Below are 15,790 nucleotides of genomic sequence, written 5' to 3'. Positions count from 1 at the left end.
GCCCCGGCCCCCGCCGACCCCAAGGTGGCGGTGGCCACGGTGCTGGATGACTGGCACCGCGCGGCGGCGGCGGCGAACGAGGCGCGCTACTTCTCCCTCTTCACGCCGGACGCCGTGTTCATGGGCACGGACGGGACGGAGCGCTGGACGGTGGATCAATTCCATACGTGGGCGAAGCCCTTCTTCACGAAAGGCAAGGCGTGGAGCTTCAAGTCGGTGTCACGCACGGTGTTCCTGTCGAAGGATGGCCAGACGGCGTGGTTCGACGAGGCGTTGGACACGCCCAACCTGGGGCCCGCGCGCGGCAGCGGCGTGCTGGTGAAGGAGGCGGCCGGGTGGCGCATCGCCCAGTACAACCTCTCCGTCCCCATCCCCGATGACCTGATGGGCGAGGTGACCAACCGCATCGCCACCTACACCAAGGCGAAGGCCGCGGCGCCCACCCCCGCTCCGGCGACGCCAGCGGCTCCGGTGGCTCCGAAGCCGACGCCCGCGCCCAAGCCCTGAGTCCGGCCTGACCGTCGGGGTGGCTGTGTTTGTGCCCCGGCGAGGGCGGGTAGAGTGCGCGCGACATGCGTCTCCTCCCAGTGTTCGCGCTCCTCCTGCCCGTCCTCGTCTCCTGCAGCCTCCCCGGCACGGAAGAGGCCTCTGCCCGTCCCGCGCTCGCGCACTCCGCGGAGGGGCTCACCGGGGGCGTCGGTCCGCCGGTCCTGCTCGGGGACTACCGCACGAGCGGGGTCTACACCCAGGACAACGCCGACTTCATGGGCGCGGCGGGTGGCAAGGTGTTCTTCAGGAACGCCGACAGCAACGGCTTCGAGCCCTGGGTGACGGACGGCACCCCGGAAGGCACGCACCTGCTGGCTGACTTCAACCCGGGCTCGTCGGGCAGCCTCTACTTCCTCAGGACGGTGCCCTTCGGCTCGCGGTTGATGCTGCCGCTCCATGACGGCGTGCATGGCCTCAGGTGGTGGGTGAGTGATGGCACCCCGGAAGGCACGCGTCTGATCAATACCCCTGGGGCGGACCCGACGTCCGTCGTGACTCCTGCCGCGGTGGTGATGAACGGCATCTTCTACTTCATCGTCGACAACGGCGTCCTGGCCTGGGAGCTGTGGCGCTCGGATGGCACGGACGAGGGCACGTGGCGGCTCGCGGAGAGCCAGTATGGGCAATACAACCACCACGAGGTCGACTCCCTGGAGGTGGTGGGGGACGTGCTCTATTTCAGCTCCAGCAACAAGCTCTACCGCTCCGACGGCACCTCCGAGGGGACGCGCCTCGTCTACGCGGTGAATGACAGCGCGCACAGCCTGGAGCTGGACCTCTTCGTCCTCGGGGGGCGGCTGTATTTCTTCTCGGGCTACAGCTCCAACTGGTCGCTGTGGAGCAGCGATGGCACCGGGCCGGGCACCCTCTTCATCACCAGCGCCTGGAGCAACCTCGTGGGCGTGGACGGCGACCGCGTCTTCTTCGAGAAGGTCAGCGGCTCCGGCTCCAGCCGGACCCAATCGCTGTATGTCACGCGCGGCGTCGCGGGCTCCACGACCCTGCTCAAGTCGGTGTCCTCGAACGCGTCCTGGAACTACGCGCAGCTCTTCGGGAAGGTCGGCGACCAGCTGATCTTCGGGTGGAGCTCCTCCGCGGCGGGCTCGGAGCCGTGGCGCACGGACGGCACGACCGCGGGCACGGTGCTCTTGAAGGACCTCGTTCCGGGCACCGCGTCCTCGGAGCCGGTGCGGGGCGCGGTGTTGGGCGACAGCGTCTACTTCCTCTCGGACACGGCCACGGGCTCGGCGCTGTGGCGGACGGATGGGACGGCGGACGGCACGGTGGAGGTGAAGGCCTTCACCGCGAAGCTGCCCGCCGGGACGGAGCTGCGGAAGGTGGGCGCGGCGCTCGTCTTCGTCGCGAACGACGGCGTGACGGGGGACGAGCCCTGGGCCAGCGATGGCACGGCGGACGGCACGCTCCCGCTGGGGGACCTGAACCCCGGCGCGGCGGGCTCCGCGCTGGCGGAGTTCGTGGTGACCGGCACCCGGCTGCACTTCCTGGCCACGGTGGGGGGCAAGAAGGAGGTCTGGGCGACGGACGGGACGGTCGCGGGGACGCGGCGGGTGAGGGCGGTGGATCCGACGCTGTACCTGGCCTACGCCTCCGACACGCTCGGCCGTGCGTTCTTCAGCGCCGTGGAAGACAACCAGGCCAGGCTCTGGCTCAGTGATGGCACCGTCACCGACCTGCCGCCGCTCCTGGTGATGCCGGTGTCCAATGGCAGCTCAAACCCGGTGGAGTTCCTCTCCGTGGGCGCGACGGCGTACTTCGTCCCGGACCAGGACACCCCGCGGGTGGACCCCATCGTCCGGACGGATGGCACCCCCGCGGGGACCCGGGAGGTCATCGCGCTGCACTATGGGAGATCCTCCGAGGGAGACCCGGCGCGGCTCACGCTGTTCAACGGCAAGCTCTGGTTCAAGCTCGGCTTCGGCCTGTATGCCGGCGACCCCGAGGCGGGCACCGCCACCGGCATTCAGATGTCGCAGAACCTGTCTGACTTCAAGCCGGCGGGCACGAAGCTGGTGGGCCTCTGGTGGCAGAGCCCGAACTTCCAGCTGTGGACCCATACCGGGAGCGCTACGGGCTCCACGCGCATCGCCTCGTACTACGACAGTCCCTTCACGTTCCTTGCGCGGCTGGTCCCCGTGGGCGACTCGCTGCTGTACTCTTACCTGAACACCTCGGCGGGGCGCTGGGACCTGCTGCGCACGAATGGCACCTCCTCCGGCACCGTCCGGGTCGCGCAACTGCTGACGGCGCCGGAGTCCGTCACCAGCGCGGGCAGCCTCGCCTTCTACGTGACGGGGGGCGCGCTGTGGCGCACGGACGCCACGGCTTCCGGCACCCTGGCGCTGACAGCGACGCAGGGCCGTGCGCCCGAGAATCTCCAGGTGGCGGGAGGGCTCCTCTTCTTCACCGCGACGGAGTCAGGCGTCGGACGCGAGCCGTGGGTGTCGGACGGAACGCAGGCGGGAACGCACCGGGTCGCCGACTTCCAGCCAGGGGCCGGGTCGACCACGTTGGTCGCGGCGGTCCTGCACCACGGCACGCGGTACCTGCTCCTGCGCGACTGGGAGGGGGCCTTCCTGGTGCGGACCGATGGCACCCCGGCGGGCACGGTGAAGGTCGCCGAGGCGCCGGGTGCGACGTGGCTCGTGTCGCGAGGCGGCGCGCTGCTGTTCGACGGGGCGGACCGCGCTTCCGGCCAGGAGCCGCGCGTGTACCTGCCGGGTGCCAGCGCGGCCACGCTGTTGGCGGACGTGAATCCGGGACCCGCCAGCTCGGCCCCGGGAGTGCCCGTGTTCGCGGGGAGCCGGCTGGTGTTCGCCGCGACGACGATGCCGGAGGGGCGCGAGCCGTTCGCGGTCGAGGTCGACACGACGCCGCCCACCGTGTCGCACGTCCTGGAGGGGACGCTGGGGCGCGGTGGCTTCTACCGGAGTGATGTCTCGGTGCGCTTCACCGCCACCGACGTGGAGTCCGGCACGGCGCTGGGCACCCTGGGCTGTGAGCCATTGATGGTGACGAGCGACACCCCGGGGCAGGCCATCACGTGCACCGCGTCCTCCCTCGGTGGCGTCACGACCCGGACGGTGACCGTCCGGCGCGACCTGACGCCGCCCCAGGTGACCTGCCCCCAGGACCTCGTCGTCACCGAAGGCGCCACGCCTGCCTATGGCGTGACGGCGATGGATGTCATTGACGCGTCCCCGGTGGTCGCCGTGACGCCGGCCAACGTGCTCCCGGTGGGGCAGCACGTCATCCGGGCCGAGGCGACGGATGCGGCGGGCAACAGCGCTACCTGTCAGTTCCAGGTGACCGTCCTTGCGCGAGTCGAAGCGGATGCGGGCACGGATGCGGGCACGGGCACGGATGCGGGCGTCATTCCCGATGCGGGCACGGCCACGGATGCGGGCACGAATGGAAACGGGACGCCTCCGCCTGGAGGCGCGGGGCCCGGGGATGCCGACTCCGGCTGCGGGTGCTCGGGTTCGGGTTCGAACTCGGCGGCGAGCATCCCCCTGCTCCTGTTCGGGCTCTCGTGGCTCACCGGCCGGCGGCGGATGGCTCAGCGCCAGTGAAACAGGAAGGATGCTCCGGGAACCACGGAGAGTCCGTCGTATGCACGCAATTGCTTCCCCGCGAGGAGCCCCAGGTCCACGGACCAGCGCTGGCCCAGGAGCCGTCCGCCCGCTGTCGCGAAGGCGAACGGCTCGCTGACTCCCGTGACCGGTGACAGTGCGACATCCCCCGCGATGCCCCAGTGCTCGCCCAGGCGGACGAAGCCTCCCAGCATGGGCAGCACCATCGTGCGCCCGGAGTGGTCCCTGGGTTCCCACGTGAAGATGGGCTGGACCGTGAGCGACACGTAGGCGTCGCCCGTCCCGTAGGTGAGGATGCCGTAGGCCGCGACGCCATTGATGTCCCCCACTCCTGGAAGGTCGTTGTTGAATTTGCCGCCCTGCACGCCGAACGCCAGATGCAGCCGCTCCGTCAGCGGAAGCGTCACCTTGAGGCCCGCGAGGAGGTTGAAGTGGACGTCGCTGTAGCCCACGGCCAGCGTGACGGGAAGGACCGAGGCCACGTTCAGGGACAAGCGCTCGCTGAGGCCCACCTCCGCGGTGGTGATGAAGAGCGCCTGCTGACCAATGAAGCCCTCTCCCGCATGCAGTGGGAGCGCCGTGGGACTCACGATGCTGCGTGAACGGGTGGGATTCTCGAACCAGCCTCGGGACGGCGGCGCCTCGGGCGGCACGGTGACGGGCTCCTCGGCCCAGGAGGAAGCCCCCGACGTGGCCAACCACAGCATGAACAGACAGCTGAAACGCGGCATCATCACATCCCCTCGTGGAGGCGCGCTGCATGAGCAATCAACGTGCCGGATGGGATTCCCGCGCCAGGAAGTGCGGCTTCGCGCCGCTGCGACCCGTTGATTCCTGACACGCGCGTCATGGGGCCACGGATTTGCGAAGGAGACCGTCAGCCGACGCCTTCCGTTTGGAGCTACGCTGCCAGGCCGAGTGACACCCCCTCACGGAAGGTCATCGCGAATGCGCATGCTCCCTGCGACGAGACATTGGCTGGTGGTGTGTGCCTGGGGCCTGGGGGTTGCCTGTGACGCGCCGCCGCCGGAGCCGCCTGCCCGCATGGAGCCCCCCGGCGCCGTGGAGGGGGTTCGCACGGCCTCCGCGGCGGTGCTCCCAGCCTGGGGTGCGCCGCTGTGGCAGGACGAGTTCGACGGCACGGCCTTGAATGCGTGGTGGTACAAGATGCCCAACCCCTACGGCGTCGGGAACAGCGAGTCGCAGTGGTACCGGCCGGAGAACCTGGAGGTCTCGGCGGGGACGCTGAAGATCCACTCCCGGCGCGAGGACTTCGTCGGCTCCACCACCCAGGCCCCGGCCCTGTCCTTCGTCAGCCCGGACGGCGTCAACCGGGCGACGCCCCGCACGGGACTGCCGGCGGGGAAGCGCTACTTCACCTCCGGGATGATCAACACCCGCGAAGGCAGTCCGGCGACCTTCTTTCCGCTCTACGGCAAGTATGAAATCCGGGCCCGCCTGCCGCATGGGCAGGGCCTGCTGCCGGCCTTCTGGTTGCGCCGCAAGGGCGGGGCCTCGTACGGCGAGGTCGACATCATGGAGTACTTCTTCAACTACCGGCCGGGGCGCGGGAAGTTCTCGCTGCACTTCCCCAACACGCTCGGCGTGAACACGACCCAGCAGCTGGTGACGTTCGAGTCGCCCGTTCAGGGCACCGGTGGCTGGCACACCTGGTCCATGGAGATCACCCCCGCGGGGGATCCGCTCACCGGGCCCATCGACTTCAAGGCCTTCCTGGACGGGGTGCAGTACGGCAGCTACCGCCTGACCGATGCCGCGACCATCGCCATGCTGCACGAGCCGGGCGCGGACTCGACCTGGGATGTCTGTCTGAACACGGCCGTCGGCGGCAAGTGGGTGGGAGAGCCGGACCAGCAGCTGGGCTACCTCCCGATGGTCCACCGCTGCTCCAGGACGCAGGCCGCGCCGGGGGCCAGTGGCTGTGACACCACCGGCCTGTTCTTCACGCCGCTGCCCGCGGTGTTCGAGATCGACTACGTGCGCGTCTACAAGCTGCCGTAGCAGCAGCGCCTGCTCAGACGGCGGTCCACCCGCCGTCGAGGTCGACGACGGGCGAGGCGGGTGGCCGTGCCTGCTATGAACAGGTCTGTCCGGCGAGGAACCAGCAGCGGGTGTGCGGCGAGCTCTTGAAGAAGTCGAGCAGCATCGTGCCCACCTTGGTCTCCCCGAACTTGCTGGGATGGGTGCCATCGGCCACGAAGTCGTCGGCCACCCAGGTGAGCCCATCCGAACGCGGGACCTCCCCATTCGCCCAGAAGTAGGGACCCCACGCCACCCAGGGCGCGATCCCCTGGTCGTAGTCGAGATCACCCGCGCGGGAGTCGATGGTGCCGCTCAGCTTCTGGCGGATCTGCGCCTCCACGAGCCACTTCACCGCGAAGCCGCTCTCATAGGCATAGGGCTCGGGGTTGAGCGGGGTGGTGGCATAGCCCCCGTAGCTCCGACTGGAGATGAAGGCCTGCTTGAGATTGGGATAGCGGACCTTGGCCGCACGCAGGATGTCCCCGAGGCTCCTCTTCAACTGGTACGCGTCCGCATTGGAGGCGGGCAGCGAGACCGAGGGGCTGGCGTTGGCCATCTTGACCCAGAGGATCTGCACCTGCTTCTCACTGAGTCCCTTCGCCTCGAGCACGTCCGCCTTGACCCGGTCGTAGTTCTCGTTGCTCGGCGAGTCCCAGGTCACGGCGGTCTGGGAGCCCTTGGCGCCATTGGCGATCACCAGCGTGGTCTTGTTCACCGAGGCGTCGGCGGCAGCCCGGCCCATGAAGGTCCACGCCTCGCACGGCTGCGCACCGCTGGCCGAGCAGAACTCCTGCGTGGTGTGCGACATGCCAATGGACAGCAGCACGTACTTGCCGCTGGCGCTCGGCTGTCCATTCACGTTCAGGGGCTGGATGGCCGCGGCCTGGAGCTGGCCGGCGGTGGAATGCGCGGCGGGCATGCTGTTGCGGCCCTGCGGGTACTGGCCCCCGGTGAAGCCCTGGTAGGTGCCGGTGAGCAGGTCGTTGAGGGGCACCGACCCGACCACGAGGTCGCGGGCCCCGGTGCCCTGGGAACGGGACGGGCCCGAGGGCTCGTCGCCGCCACAGGCCACGAGCAGGGCGGGCAGCAGGAAGGAGGCGAGGCGTGCGACTCCACGCGGGCGGGCGGTTCGGAAGAAGGCGGACGTCATGACATGGGCTCCACGGAGGGTGCACGGAAAGAGGCCCTGGCGCGATGCCCCGCGCCCCAGGCCTCCGGAAGCCAATCATGATTACTGTTTAATTCAATTTATTCGTGTATTTCATGTTTACTGTGTGGGCTCCGCCCTGCCTGGGACGCGGGGCGACAGCGCTTCACCGGAAGGGGCCCGTCACCTCGAAGGTGATGCCCCCTCCGCTGGCGCCCGTGGTGCCGCGTTGCGAGCTGAAGTACAGCCGCTTCCCATCCGGGCTGAAGGCCGGGCCGGTGATCTCCGACGCGGAGTGCCCCACCAGTCGGAGGAACGACGCCACCACCCGGTCCGGGGTGATGATGCAGAGCTCCAGGTTGCCGCCGTCCTCGGCCACGTAGAGGTCGCCCGAGCGCGACACCGTCACGTTGTCCACGCCCGTGAGGGGCGAGCTCGGGTAGAGGTTGTCGTCGTAGATGAGCTCCAGCCTCGACGTGGCCGGCGTGTAGGCCCAGACGCGGTTGTCGCCCTTGGTGGTGAAGTAGACGCAGCCGCTGTCGTACCAGCAGCCCTCTCCGCCGTTGAACACCGTGGACTGAGAGGCATTGGACTGCTGCGACGCCGGCTGCGACGCGGACACCGTCACCCAGCTCACCGTGGCGCCGGTGAGCGGATCCCCCGTCACCTTCGCCACCGCCAGCGTGCCCGTGCCCAGCGACGGCCAGGCGGAGGGCGTGAAGCGGTAGAAGCGCCCGCTGGTGCTGTCCTCGGTGAGGTAGAGCCGCCGGTCCACCGGATCCACCGCCACGGCCTCGTGCGCGAAGGTGCCCAGCGCCGGACGCACCGTGCCCTGCGAGGCGCTCAGCGGGTTGCACTCCCACACCCGGCCGCCGCTGTACTCCTCGCAGGACAACCACGTCCCCCACGGCGTGGGCCCGCCCGCGCAGTTGGTGCGGGTGCTGGACAGGATGCGGTACGCCCCCACCACCGCGCCCCCACCCTCGAAGCGCAGCGCGCTCGCACCGCCCGAGGACATCTCGCTGTTGGACACGTACACCCAGCCGCCTTCGCCGGTGGCGAAGCAGGCCCCGCCGTCCGGCGCCGGGTGCCACGTGTAGCCCGTGGACGCCACCTTGTTGCCTGAGCGCGCGACGATGCGGGACGCGAAGCCCGCCGGCAGCCGTACCCCGTTGGCGTCCGCCGTGCCTGACATGGCCCCGTAAGGGCCGGGGCCGGGCTGCGCGGGGGCGGCGTAGGCGTCGCGCCAGAAGCCGGGCCCCAGGGCCAGGGCTCCACCGCCCAGCGCGGAGAGACGAAGGAAATGACGGCGATCCAGACGCATCCAGGCTCCTCCAGAGAAGATGGAAGTCTGGATTGTCCATGCCCCGCGCGGGCCGGTGGTCACCTTGTCGTGAGGAGTGGCTGACGGACTGGTGACGGGCGAGGGGGCCGCAAGGTCCTGTTTCCCGGTGCGGCAGGTGTTGCGTCAGGTTGGCCGGGGTGTGACGCCGCCGGCACCCCGCCGTGACGGGTGCATGCGACGGTCCCGTCCAGGTGCCCGCCATGCAGACTGAACCGCGTCCCGCAGCCCCGCTGCCGTTCCCGGGGGATCCGCTCATCGGACAGGTGCTCCACGACCGCTTCCGGGTGTTGGAGCCGTTGGGCGCCGGGGGCATGGGCCGGGTGTACCGCGCGCTCCAGGTGCCGCTGGAGCGGATGGAGCAGCTCCTTGCAGCGCACACCTGCTCGCCAGCCAGCAGGGCTTCCTCCCTCGCAGGGGGCCAATGCCGAAGATGTTGAGAGGGGTGCCACTTACAAGCAGATCGCCCCGACGCGACCGTGAGCAGCGTCGGGGCGAGTTCCGCGACTGCGGCAGGGCCGTTCAGACCTCGTCGAACTTCCCACCAGAGATGCCGGTTGCCTCTAGAGCATCCTTGATCTCTTCGTCGACGATGATCGGCGGGCCCCAGCCCCACGTTCGGAACACGCGCGCATCGTCGACCTTCGATTTATCAATCTTCAATCCGATAACAGAGAAATATTGACCAATACGATCAGTGAACTCCTCCGCTGTGCGGATCTTAACCTCGTCACTTGCGGCGTCATCGATACAGCGAATCGTCCGAGCCACATTGAGCACAAAATAAGGATTGGACTTGCCTTCGACATTGACCGGAAAGAGCTGAACATCGTCAGGGGCCATCTCACGGAACACGGACGCAACTCGCGCACCAACAATGGGAGTCCCCCCTGCCCCTGCAAACTCGATGTCAAGCGGCTCCCCAGGCTTATTGACTGGGATCCGTAGCCTCTCATGCACTTCTACGCGTTTCCCATGCTTGAATTGCCAAATGTCGTCGATCTCCTTCCCTGCTGAATCCGTCGGATCCCCGAGATACCAACGACCTTTGACATACACATCGATCTTCAAAGCAAAAAAGCGTCGTTCCATAGCCTATTCCCCGGCACCCTTCAGTAAGAGCGTCCGCAGCTTGGTCCCCTCCCTTACGAGGTCCTGGGCAATCTTGGCAAGAGCCCCCGTTAACGCAACTCGGCACTGAGCAGGCCCCCGGCATCCCGCTGTCGTGAACTCAAGAATTTCGAAAACGGCTTCATGATACCCCCGAGAGTGCGGCCCCTCGTGCCCCCTGATACGAACTAAGTTCGCGGGGTCATTTAGGCTCATACCCGCCTTGTCAAAAATTTCCTGAAAGCGCTGAGTCCATGGCCCCCCATTCGCGTCGGACACGGTGTTCTTGTCCGTGCAGATGTGATGAACCTTGCCGTCAGGGTCGCCTTGAATGCCTCCCCCAACTCCCCCGGTAGCACGGCCCTCCACACCAGCCCCGGGGCCCATGGCGACTGCGGCGACCGCGGTCGGCGCGAGCGCCACGTTCAGCACGCCGGCCGAAGAGATTGAGATCGACTGGATTCCTCCCGACAGAGCGCCGGCAAGCACGAAGCCCCCTTCAGCCTCAGCCCTTGCCGCTGCCTGAGCGAAGCCCGGCATTCTTGGCGCCTGTGCGGCCATCGCATTCTTCCCGCCAAGCGCTGACAGCGCGACGATCACCAGGACCCGGGCGCCGTTGTCCCCAAGGATCCTACCGAAGCGATGTCCCGCGCGTTCCAGCTCCGAGACGTTCGCTGCGTCCCTCGATTCATCCATGAGACGCAGGAACCCCCGCCCGAGATTCCACACCGGCCCTGTGCCGAGATACGCAATCAGCGATGCCGTCAGCGCAATCGCAAGGACCTTCGTAATCGGCTCAGGCGCGACGAGCATCACAAGCGCCGTCCCGATCATCGTCGTCACCATGGCCCTCAGGGCAGCCCCGTTCACCATGTCTCGGATGGCATCCTCAACACCTTCCCAGACCGTATCGAGCGCGAAGTAGAGCGCCATCATACGGCGTTCCATCGGCCCAAACGTAAGCCCACCCGCCAGCATCCCCATGCAGCCGTTGGGGTCGTCCTGCCGCTGGCAAATGCGCTCGTAGGCCGACGGGATGGCTTGCCCTTGAGCACCGTCGACGACTCCACCATTCGACGCGAGCAGGGAGCGACGGTCATCCCGTTCAACTTCCTTGAGCGTGACATCTAGTTTCATGTCGAGCACAAGCTGCGTGACCGCTTCCTTGAATGCATCCCGCCCTATCTCGACAGGGTTGGATTCAATGGGCGTGTAGCTGATTGTCTTGCCGTATCCCGTGTTGAGGTTGACGACCCGAGTCGTAGCGCATCCGGCCGTCAGCAGCATCAGCGCGGCTATTGCGAAAACTCTCATGTGGCCCCCAGGTTCAGCCGCCAGCATCAGCAGCGATCCGCCACATACCAGTCGGCTCTGACAACCTCAAAAGTCCATACGAATTCGTGGCTAACGGAGGCGCCAGCCGGAGTAGACACGGGGCATGTCCGCCCCGCTCGACAGCGGCGTGCGCCGGGGCGCGGAGGTGCGCTGCCCCGGGTGCACCCGCTTCATCCCGTCCGACGTCGCCTGTCCCCACTGCCTCTGTGGCGCCATCGCGCCGGAGCGCTACGGCGCCGCGCGGGCGCTGCTGAAGTCCGGGGTGGACCGCTTCGCCCTGGCGGCCCGCACCGCCGCGCTGGAGCCCGCCCAGGTAGAGGTCCTCACGGCGCGCTACGCGAGCCAGTGGGGCACGGCGCTGCGCCTCATCGAGGACGCGCGGCGCATCGAAGCGCGGCTGTTGCAGCGCGGGTTCGTGCGCGCCATGGAGGACACCTGGGCGGCGCTGCTGCCCATGGACGATGACTTCCTGGCCGCGCGGCTCGCGCCCTTCAGCCCGCTGCCCGACTCCCTGGAGTACCTGGCGAACAAGGCCCCGGACACGGACCTGCGACGGCTGGCGGCGCTCGCGTGGGTCCACGAAGGCACGGCGTCGAACGAGGCCCGCTACACGGTGCGCTCCCTGCTGCATGAAGACGGGCGCGTGGCGGTGGAGGCGATGCTGGCCCTGACGCGCTGGCACACCGTGTTCTCGCTCCGGCTGAACCCGGAGGAGCGCGAGCGGATCCGCGTGCTGGCCCTGGGCGTGCTGGACGTGCCCGAAGTGGGCTCGCGCGCGGCGGTGGCCTGGGCGCGCGTGACGGGGCAGGAGCCCACCGAAGCGGTGAAGGCCGCGCTGCACCGGGGCCTGTATGGCATTGACGCGGACGTGCGCTTCGAGTGCGCGCTGTGCCTGGAAGACGAGGTGGAGGTGGCGCAGGCGCTGGACTCACCCGACGAGCGCACCGTCACCTTCGTCCGGCGCACGCTGAGCGGTTGGGGCTCGCGCCGCCTCTTCGACCGGCTGAAGAAGGACGGAGACGCGCGCTTCGTGAAGGAGGTGCTGCGCGACCTTCCATCACCACCGCCCGAAGGCGCCCTGGAGGCGCTGCTCACCGTGTCCGTGCGGAGGCCCGGCGCGCTCGCGGATCAGCTCCTGCCCTTCGCGAAGCAGCGGCCCTTCCATGAATGGAAGCACGAGGATCAGCAGCGCTGGGCCCGCTGGGCACGCGCGGTGCTGCGCGACCTGCCCGCGGAGACCGCGCTGGACTTCTTCGCCTGGACTGCCACCCCCACCGAGGGCGTCGAGCCGTCCGAGGAGGAGACGGAGGCGATGTGGTGCTTCCTGGAAGAGACGGTGCACGCGCTCGAGCGGGCGACGGCGAAGGACCGCAGCGCGTGCTTCAAGGACTTCCAGTTCGTGCGCTTCCTCCACCACGCGGGCGTGGACGAACAGCGCCGGCTGAACGACTGGGCCCGTGACCCGGACAGCGCGGAGGCCCTGCTGGAAGCGCTGCTGGTGTTCCCCTCGCGGCGAGAGCAGGCGGGGTTCGGCGGCTCCGACTCCGGCCACTCGGCCCGGCTGCTGATGGCGGTCTGGGAGGGGCCGGCGCAGCATCTCCTGGTGGCGCCGCTGTCCCGCATGGTGCGCCAGTGGGGCCCGTACTCCGGCCGCGAGGTCCTGCTCGACGCCGTCTGGCAGCGCTTCCAATCCCATCCGTCCGAACGCGGCGCGCTGCTCACCGCCTTCGCACCCTGGCGCGACGCCCTGTGGGAGAAGCAACGCAATGCGGAGCCCGACGCGCTCGTGTGCTTCCAGACGTGGTGGCGCGTGGATCCGGAAGGGCTCTACCCGCAGGCGCAGCACCTGCTGGCGGACGCGCCATTGGACGTCCTGTCCCGGAGGCTGCGAGCCCTCTGGGACGCGGCGGAAGAGGCCGTGGGCACGCGCCCGCGCACCGCATCCCTCTCCGTGTCGAAGGGGGCCTGGGCGCTGCTCAACGCGGTGGAGTCCGGGGACCCGCGCTTCCTCTCGGAGCTGGAGCACTTCGAGTCGCGCCTGCCCTCCTTCGAGCAGCGCGTGCACGCCACGCCGTCTCCGCCGGAGGAGTCCAACATCCACCGCGACTTCCTGGACGACACGCACGACGCCTTGCGGATGATGCGAGAGCGCCGGGACCGGCTCCAGGCGGACGCGGAGCACGAGCGCCAACGCGAGCTCGAACGCCGCGTGGCCGAGTCCCGCCGCCGCGACCAGGAGCGCCAGGCCGAGGACGCCCGCCGCGCCGCCGAGGCGCTCCAGGCCGCCCAGGCCCTCGAGCGCGAGCAGCACGCCATCCGCGCCCGGGTGGAGGCCCTGCGCCTGCTGACGGACGTGCTGCCCCAGGTGCCCTCGCATCCCCTGGACCGCGAGGTGCTCTTCCCCGGCACCCCGTTGCCCAGGCTCCTGGACTACGCCCGCCTGCTCAAGGCGATGCAGGGGGGCGCGGACGTGCTCCAGCTCTTCCAGGCCCTGGGCCTGACGCCCGCCACGTGGGCCACGCAGGCGAATGCGTGGGGGCAGGCGATGGTGGGCCGGATGGAGCTGGGCCTGCGCTTCGCGGAGCTGCTGGGCGCGCGCTGGGAGTGAGCTACTGCGCGGTGGCGCCGCCGTCGAGGATGACCTCGGCGCCGGTCATCAGCTTGGACTCGTCCGACGCGAGGTAGAGCACCGCGTTCGCCACGTCGTCGGGCTCACCGAAGTGGCCCATGGGGATGCCCTTGAGCATGCGCGCGCGCGTCTTCTCCGCCTGGCCGCTGGCCTGGGACAGCGCCTCCACCATGGCGGTCTCCACGTAGCCCGGGTGCACGGAGTTGCACCGGATGCCGTAGCCCTTGGCCGCGCAGTGCAGCGCCACGGACTTGGACAGGAGGCGCACGCCGCCCTTGCTGGAGCTGTACGCGGGGAACTGGCCCACGCCGACGATGCCGGCGATGGAGGAGATGTTGATGATGGAGCCCTTCGCGCCGGACTGCTTCATCGCGCGGATGCCGTGCTTGCAGCCCAGGAAGACGCCGTCCAGGTTGACCGCGTGCACGAGCCGCCACTCGTCCAGGGTCATCTCCTCCACGTCCTTCACGATGCCCATGCCCGCGTTGTTCACGAGCACGTCCAGCCGCCCGAACTTCTCCAGGGTGCGCGCCATCGCGTTCTCCCACTGGGCCTCCTGGGTGACGTCCAGCGCGACGAACAGCCCGGCGTCTCCCAGCTCCTGTGCCACCGCGCGCGCCTCGGCCTCGCGCCGGTCCGTCACCACCACCTTCGCGCCCTCGCGCGCGAGCATCCGCGCGGACGCGGCGCCCAGGCCGCCCGCGCCGCCGGTCACCAGTGCCACCTTGCCTTCGACTCGCTTCATGGTCGTTGCTCCTTGAACCGTGGGGATGTGGGCCGCGCTGAGCTTCAGGCCGCGGGGTTGGGCGTGAGGATGATCTTCCCGTTGCGGCCCGGCTCCTGGGCGCGCGCGACGGCGTCCTGGATGCGCTCCAGTGGGAAGGTGCCGTCCACGGGCGCCTGCAGCGTGCCCACGGACATCAGCTCCGCGAGCCGCGCGAAGGTGGCGTTCTGCTCCTCGCGCGCGGCGTTGCGCATCCAGCGCACCAGCCAGAAGCCTCGCAGGGTGACGTCCTTGAAGATGGAGGCCGCGGCGGACAGCTTGGGGCCCTTGCCGCTCATCGCGCCGTAGTTCACGAGCACGCCGCCGGTGGCCAGGCAGTCCCCCAGCCGCCGCGACGAATCCCCACCCACCGCGTCGATGCCCAGCCGCACCTTCGCGCCGCCCGTCGCTTCGCGCACCTGCCGGGGCAGCTCGTCGGTGTCCAGCAGCACCACGTCCGCGCCCTGGGCCTTGAGCTCGTCCGCCAGCTCCTGCCGGCGCACCACGTTGACGTTCTTCACGCCCATCACCTGCGCCAGGGTGATGAGGTAGCGGCCCACGGCGGAGTTGGCCGCGTTCTGCACCACCCACTCCCCGGGCTGGAGCGTCACGAACTGACGCAGCATCAGGTACGCGGTGGGCGGGTTGACCATCAGCATGCTCGCCTGGAGCAGGTCCAACCCCGGCGGCACGGGCAACAGCTGCGCGGCGGGTGCGGTGAGGTGGGTGCGCCAGGTGCCCGCGCCCAGCGGCAGGAACACGAGGTCGCCCGGGGCCACGGCGTCGGAGCCGGAGACCTCCACCACGCGGCCCACGCCCTCGTTGCCCGGGGTGGCGGGCAGCTTGGGCAGCACGCCGTACTCCCCGGAGAGGGTGAGCAGGTCAGAGGGGTTGATGGGCGTGGCGAGCACCGCGAGGCGCGCCTCGCCGGGCTGGAGCGGCGCGGGGGATTCCTCCACCACCTGGGTGACGTCCGAGGGGGGACCGAAGGCCGAGAAGCGCACTGCTTTCATTGCATGCTCCCGCGTGAAGGCTTTCCTGAAGGCGGCGCCACCCTAACCGCCTTCGGCCCTGCTGCCGAGCGTGCAAAGCAGGCCCACTCGCGGTGCGCGGTTGATCCACCCCGGCCCTCCTGCTGGCCCTGATGACGGCCACGTCTGTCCACACGCGAACGCGAGCAGGAGGAGGCTTGCGACCGGCGACACTCAGCCCTCGCCAGGGCGGTGGGGGCTGCACAGCTTGAGGAATGGACGCCTCGGGC

The 15,790-nt window shown here is 69.2% G+C and carries 12 protein-coding genes; 5 read left to right on the top strand and 7 right to left on the bottom strand.

What is annotated here, in order from left to right:
• Together D7V93_RS19315 and D7V93_RS19310 are read left to right on the top strand one after the other, a co-directional pair.
• Positions 1 to 507: nuclear transport factor 2 family protein (locus D7V93_RS19315; protein ID WP_120644821.1), on the top strand; the 507-nt coding region annotated here is incomplete at its 5' end.
• A gap of 65 nt (positions 508 to 572) precedes the next feature.
• Positions 573 to 4,139 carry an HYR domain-containing protein gene (locus D7V93_RS19310; RefSeq protein WP_120644820.1) on the top strand — a complete coding sequence of 1,189 codons (3,567 nt, stop codon included), beginning with the start codon at positions 573 to 575 and terminating at the stop codon, positions 4,137 to 4,139.
• Here the strand turns inward: D7V93_RS19310 and D7V93_RS19305 are convergent.
• Entirely contained in the window at positions 4,127 to 4,894 is a 768-nt protein-coding gene (locus tag D7V93_RS19305; protein ID WP_120644819.1) for a hypothetical protein, read from the bottom strand. The two genes, D7V93_RS19310 and D7V93_RS19305, sit on opposite strands and share 13 nt — an antisense overlap.
• A 214-nt stretch (positions 4,895 to 5,108) precedes the next feature.
• Here D7V93_RS19305 and D7V93_RS19300 point away from each other — a divergent pair, with 214 nt between their 5' ends.
• Entirely contained in the window at positions 5,109 to 6,182 is a 1,074-nt protein-coding gene (locus D7V93_RS19300; protein WP_120644818.1) for a glycoside hydrolase family 16 protein, read from the top strand.
• A 73-nt stretch (positions 6,183 to 6,255) separates the two neighbouring features.
• Here the strand turns inward: D7V93_RS19300 and D7V93_RS19295 are convergent, their stop codons facing one another.
• Both D7V93_RS19295 and D7V93_RS19290 read right to left on the bottom strand, forming a co-directional pair.
• A complete protein-coding gene (locus D7V93_RS19295) occupies positions 6,256 to 7,353 on the bottom strand; it encodes a hypothetical protein (protein ID WP_120644817.1) in 1,098 nt (365 codons plus the stop codon).
• A gap of 163 nt (positions 7,354 to 7,516) precedes the next feature.
• Positions 7,517 to 8,674: an alkaline phosphatase PhoX gene (locus tag D7V93_RS19290; RefSeq protein WP_120644816.1), complete on the bottom strand. Its 1,158-nt coding sequence runs from the start codon at positions 8,672 to 8,674 to the stop codon at positions 7,517 to 7,519.
• Between the two features lie 221 nt (positions 8,675 to 8,895).
• Between D7V93_RS19290 and D7V93_RS19285 the strand changes: the two genes are divergently transcribed.
• Positions 8,896 to 9,132: a hypothetical protein gene (locus D7V93_RS19285; protein WP_120644815.1), complete on the top strand. Its 237-nt coding sequence runs from the start codon at positions 8,896 to 8,898 to the stop codon at positions 9,130 to 9,132.
• 82 nt (positions 9,133 to 9,214) lie between these two features.
• Here D7V93_RS19285 and D7V93_RS19280 read toward each other — a convergent pair whose 3' ends face one another.
• A complete protein-coding gene (locus D7V93_RS19280; protein WP_120644814.1) occupies positions 9,215 to 9,784 on the bottom strand; it encodes an imm11 family protein in 570 nt (189 codons plus the stop codon).
• A 3-nt stretch (positions 9,785 to 9,787) separates the two neighbouring features.
• The gene (locus D7V93_RS19275) at positions 9,788 to 11,116 is read right to left on the bottom strand and encodes an AHH domain-containing protein (RefSeq protein WP_120644813.1); all 1,329 of its coding nucleotides are present in this window, start codon (positions 11,114 to 11,116) and stop codon (positions 9,788 to 9,790) included.
• Positions 11,117 to 11,240: 124 nt separating this feature from the next.
• On the opposite strand from D7V93_RS19275, the gene D7V93_RS19270 reads away from it, so the two are divergent.
• Positions 11,241 to 13,745 carry an MYG1 family protein gene (locus D7V93_RS19270; protein ID WP_120644812.1) on the top strand — a complete coding sequence of 835 codons (2,505 nt, stop codon included), beginning with the start codon at positions 11,241 to 11,243 and terminating at the stop codon, positions 13,743 to 13,745.
• Position 13,746: 1 nt separating this feature from the next.
• Here D7V93_RS19270 and D7V93_RS19265 read toward each other — a convergent pair whose 3' ends face one another.
• Together D7V93_RS19265 and D7V93_RS19260 are read right to left on the bottom strand one after the other, a co-directional pair.
• A complete protein-coding gene (locus D7V93_RS19265; protein ID WP_120644811.1) occupies positions 13,747 to 14,511 on the bottom strand; it encodes a glucose 1-dehydrogenase in 765 nt (254 codons plus the stop codon).
• Between the two features lie 44 nt (positions 14,512 to 14,555).
• Positions 14,556 to 15,542, bottom strand: a complete 987-nt coding sequence (locus D7V93_RS19260; RefSeq protein ID WP_120644810.1) for a zinc-dependent alcohol dehydrogenase family protein — start codon at positions 15,540 to 15,542, stop codon at positions 14,556 to 14,558.
• Positions 15,543 to 15,790: the final 248 nt, after the last annotated feature.

It is taken from the genome of Corallococcus llansteffanensis (assembly GCF_003612055.1).
Taxonomy (GTDB): Bacteria; Myxococcota; Myxococcia; order Myxococcales; family Myxococcaceae; genus Corallococcus; species Corallococcus llansteffanensis.
The sequence above is the reverse complement of the archived record's forward strand: the minus strand, read 5'-3'. Positions and strand labels throughout refer to the sequence as shown.

Excerpts from the sequence above, each read along its gene's own strand:
- D7V93_RS19310 (WP_120644820.1), top strand. The coding sequence starts at position 573 with ATGCGTCTCCTCCCAGTGTTCGCGCTCCTCCTGCCCGTCCTCGTCTCC.
- D7V93_RS19305 (WP_120644819.1), bottom strand. The coding sequence starts at position 4,894 with ATGATGCCGCGTTTCAGCTGTCTGTTCATGCTGTGGTTGGCCACGTCG.
- D7V93_RS19300 (WP_120644818.1), top strand. The coding sequence starts at position 5,109 with ATGCGCATGCTCCCTGCGACGAGACATTGGCTGGTGGTGTGTGCCTGG.
- D7V93_RS19295 (WP_120644817.1), bottom strand. The coding sequence starts at position 7,353 with ATGACGTCCGCCTTCTTCCGAACCGCCCGCCCGCGTGGAGTCGCACGC.
- D7V93_RS19290 (WP_120644816.1), bottom strand. The coding sequence starts at position 8,674 with ATGCGTCTGGATCGCCGTCATTTCCTTCGTCTCTCCGCGCTGGGCGGT.
- D7V93_RS19285 (WP_120644815.1), top strand. The coding sequence starts at position 8,896 with ATGCAGACTGAACCGCGTCCCGCAGCCCCGCTGCCGTTCCCGGGGGAT.
- D7V93_RS19280 (WP_120644814.1), bottom strand. The coding sequence starts at position 9,784 with ATGGAACGACGCTTTTTTGCTTTGAAGATCGATGTGTATGTCAAAGGT.
- D7V93_RS19275 (WP_120644813.1), bottom strand. The coding sequence starts at position 11,116 with ATGAGAGTTTTCGCAATAGCCGCGCTGATGCTGCTGACGGCCGGATGC.
- D7V93_RS19270 (WP_120644812.1), top strand. The coding sequence starts at position 11,241 with ATGTCCGCCCCGCTCGACAGCGGCGTGCGCCGGGGCGCGGAGGTGCGC.
- D7V93_RS19265 (WP_120644811.1), bottom strand. The coding sequence starts at position 14,511 with ATGAAGCGAGTCGAAGGCAAGGTGGCACTGGTGACCGGCGGCGCGGGC.
- D7V93_RS19260 (WP_120644810.1), bottom strand. The coding sequence starts at position 15,542 with ATGAAAGCAGTGCGCTTCTCGGCCTTCGGTCCCCCCTCGGACGTCACC.